Annotated in this window: 4 protein-coding genes; all 4 read left to right on the forward strand. The window is 74.4% G+C overall.

Translation table 11 applies throughout. From position 1 onward, the window contains the following. Positions 1-204: 204 nt before the first annotated feature. The 4 genes from K1J50_RS18610 (at position 205) to K1J50_RS18625 (ending at position 3,040) form a co-directional block, all read left to right on the forward strand. Positions 205-402 carry a hypothetical protein gene (locus K1J50_RS18610; protein WP_220119242.1) on the forward strand — a complete coding sequence of 66 codons (198 nt, stop codon included), beginning with the start codon at positions 205-207 and terminating at the stop codon, positions 400-402. A 72-nt stretch (positions 403-474) separates the two neighbouring features. Continuing rightward, positions 475-1,449: a tripartite tricarboxylate transporter substrate binding protein gene (locus K1J50_RS18615; protein WP_220119243.1), complete on the forward strand. Its 975-nt coding sequence runs from the start codon at positions 475-477 to the stop codon at positions 1,447-1,449. Positions 1,450-1,451: 2 nt separating this feature from the next. Further along, the gene (locus K1J50_RS18620) at positions 1,452-2,057 is read left to right on the forward strand and encodes a D-sedoheptulose-7-phosphate isomerase (RefSeq protein WP_369413654.1); all 606 of its coding nucleotides are present in this window, start codon (positions 1,452-1,454) and stop codon (positions 2,055-2,057) included. Next, positions 2,054-3,040, forward strand: a complete 987-nt coding sequence (locus K1J50_RS18625) for an NAD-dependent epimerase/dehydratase family protein (RefSeq protein ID WP_220119244.1) — start codon at positions 2,054-2,056, stop codon at positions 3,038-3,040. The genes K1J50_RS18620 and K1J50_RS18625 overlap by 4 nt, the downstream gene beginning before the upstream one ends. Positions 3,041-3,324 lie beyond the last annotated feature (284 nt).

Genomic DNA, 3,324 nt, shown 5'->3' on the forward strand with positions numbered 1-3,324 from the left:
GCCAGGCTCCCCTGTCCGATCCGCCGCTGACCCATCCCCGCCTCGCCTCAGCCTTCGCGAGGCTCAGCGAATCAGCCATCAGCCGCTCAGCAAGGCGTTTCGCAGGGGGCTCCGGCGAGGATCGCGTGGCGGACCGCCTATGTCAGCACCTCGCAGACCGGCACGCTGGCCCCGACCCTGGCGGGGCTCGCGGTCACGGTCGGCATGGCCGGGCCGCTGCCCCCCGGGCTGCGGCGCCTCGGCGCCGAGGAGGGGCTGCCGCCGCTGCCCGAATTCACCATCGAGCTGCTTCCCGGCCAGGACCGCACGCCGGTCGCCGAGGCCCTGGCGCGGCACATCGAGGAGGGCTTCCGCCGCGAGGCGGGGCGCGAGGGCGCGGCCCGCGAAGGGGCGGCGGCTTGAGCCGGGGGCGGCGGCGTGGCATCAGCCCGCGACCGGCAGTCACGCCCCGAGAAATCCGGGAGATTCACGCTGATGCAGCGTCGCCAGCTCCTCGCCCTGACCGCCGCGGGCCTCGCCGCGCCTGCGGTGCTGCGCGCCCAGGGCGCCGCCGCCTGGCCGGAGCGGCCGGTGCGGATCATCGTCCCCTTCCCGCCGGGCGGCTCGACCGACACCATCGCCCGCATCTTCCAGCCGCGGCTGACCGAGCTGCTCGGCCGGCAGGTGGTGATCGAGAACCGCGGCGGGGCCTCCGGCTCGATCGGCGCGATCGAGGCGGCACGGGCGCAGCCCGACGGCTACACCTGGCTGCTCGCCTACGACAACGAGGCCACCAACCAGACCGTGATGCGCCTGCCCTACCGGACGCTGGAGCACCTGGCGCCGGTGAGCCTGGTCGCGACCGGCCCGCTCTGCCTGGTGGCGCACAAGGACACGCCCTACCGGACCTTCCAGGACGTGGTGGCGGCGGCGAAGCGCGCGCCGGACACGATCAACTACGCCACCTCGGGCGTCGGCGGCCTCGCCCACGTCTCGACCACGCTGCTCGCGCAGCAGGCCGGCATCCGGCTCGTGCACGTGCCCTACCGCGGCGGCGGCCCCGCCCTGCAGGATGCGACCGCCGGGCACGTGCCGCTGTTCATGTCGAACGTCGTCATCATCAGCCAGCACATCCGCGCCGGCACGCTCCGCCCGCTCGGCGTGACGACGCGCGAGGAGTCGCGCCACGTCCCCGGCGTGAAAAGCTTCGCCCAGCAGGGGGTGGGCGACTTCGAGGCGCCGACCTGGTGGGCCTTCTTCGGCCGCGCCGGCACGCCGCAGCCGATCCTCGAGCGGATGCACGTGGCGCTGACGGAGGTGCTGCGCGAGCCCGCGGTGAAGGCCAGGATCGAGGAGCAGGGCGCCGACGTCATCGCGTCCGACCCGGCCGAGTGCCGCCGCTTCGTCGCGGGCGAGATCGAGAAGTGGGGCCGGGTGATCCGCGAGAACGACATCCGCGCGGACAGCTGATCGTGGACGAGGCCGCGCGCTTCGCCGCGATGATGGAGGACGGCGCCGTGCTGCGGCGCCGCATGGCGGCCGAGGCCGCGCCCGCCGTGCTCGCCGTGGTGGCGGCCTGCGAGCGCAGCCTGCGCGCCGGGGGCAAGCTTCTGTTCTGCGGCAACGGCGGCAGCGCGGCGGACGCGCAGCACCTGGCGACGGAGTGGCTGGTGCGGCTGCGCGCGCGCGTCGAGCGCCCCTCCTGGCCGGCGATCGCGCTGACCCTCGACCCCGCGGCGCTGACCGCGGGCGGCAACGACTACGGCTTCGAGCAGGTGTTCGCGCGCCCGCTTGCGGGCCTCGGCCGCGCCGGCGACGTGCTGTTCGGCATCACCACGAGCGGCCGCTCGCCCAACGTGCTGCGCGCGCTCGAGACGGCGCGGGCGATGGGCATCGTCACGGTCGGCCTGCTGGGCGGCGACGGCGGTCCTGCGCGCGCGCTCTGCGACCACGCGCTGGTGGTGCCGAGCGCGGAGACGGCGCGGGTGCAGGAGCTGCACATCGCCCTCGGCCACGCGGTGCTGGAGCTACTGGAAGACCGCCTGGTCGGCGGGGCGGCGGGGCGCGCCGGCCCGTGACGGTGCTGCTGACCGGTGTGGCCGGCTTCATCGGCATGCATGTCGCCGAGGCGCTGCTCGCGCGCGGCGAGCGCGTGCTCGGTCTCGATTCCCTGACGCCCTACTACGACCTCCGGCTGAAGCGGGCGCGGCTCGCGCGGCTCGAGGGGCGCGCGGGCTTCGAGTTCCTGCCGCTCGACGTCGCCGACCGCGCGGCGATGCTGGCGCTGGCCGAGGAGCGGGCGGCGGAGGTCACGCGCATCGTCCACCTCGCCGCCCAGCCGGGGGTGCGGCACTCGCTCGTGGACCCCTTCGCCTATGTGGACGCCAACGTCATGGGGCACCTCGTGGTGCTCGAGGCGGCGCGGCGGCTGCGGCGCCTCGAGCACCTGGTCTATGCCAGCTCGTCCTCGGTCTATGGCGGCAACGAAACGCTGCCGTTCCGCGAGAGCGACCGGGTGGACCGCCCGGTCTCGCTCTATGCCGCGACCAAGCGGGCGGCGGAGCTGATCAGCGAGAGCTACGCCCACCTCTTCGCCCTGCCGCAGACGGGGCTGCGCTTCTTCACGGTCTACGGCCCCTGGGGGCGGCCCGACATGGCGCCGTGGCTGTTCGCCGAGGCGATCCTCGAGGGGCGGCCGATCACCCTCTACGAGGGCGGGCGGCTGCGGCGCGACTTCACCTACATCGAGGACATCGTCGCCGGCGTGCTCGGCTGCCTCGACCGGCCGCCGGAGGACCGGAGGCCGCGGCTGCTCAACATCGGCAACAACCGCAGCGAGGAGGTGCGGCACTTCCTCGCGCTGCTGGAGCGGGCGCTGGGCCGTTCCGCGGTGGTGGTCGAGGCCCCGCGCCCGCCGACCGACGTGCCCGAGACCTCCGCCGACATCGGCGCGATCGCGGCGCTCACGGGCTTCGCCCCCCGTACGCCGATCGAGCTGGGCGTGCCGCGCTTCGCGGAATGGTTCCTCGGGTGGCGCGAGAATCGCGGGAAGGGGGGTTGACCGGCGGCGGGACGGCGAATAGATACCGGCTCCGTCGCCGGCGCGGTTGGCCTTGACGATGGTGGGGTTGCCCACTAGTCTGTCCGGCCCGCCGCGGGGCGGCGGTTTCCGGGAAGGCACGGGGGTGCCGCGCTTCTGGAAGGGAAGCGCTCGTTCCCCGTCCCTTTCTGGTGGTGATCTCTGACAGGTGTATCGGTCTTCTGGGTGCTGGGGGTGCGGCCTGGGCTGGGGTCGTGTGGGCGCGGAGGCGTCTGTGCGGGTCTGGTCTGGGGGGTGTGCCCCTG

The organism is Caldovatus aquaticus (assembly GCF_019458025.1).
GTDB lineage: Bacteria > Pseudomonadota > Alphaproteobacteria > Acetobacterales > Acetobacteraceae > Caldovatus > Caldovatus aquaticus.

What these genes read in the sequence shown, in the direction of transcription:
- K1J50_RS18610 (WP_220119242.1), top strand. Translation starts at nt 205, where the DNA reads ATGGCCGGGCCGCTGCCCCCCGGGCTGCGGCGCCTCGGCGCCGAGGAG.
- K1J50_RS18615 (WP_220119243.1), top strand. Translation starts at nt 475, where the DNA reads ATGCAGCGTCGCCAGCTCCTCGCCCTGACCGCCGCGGGCCTCGCCGCG.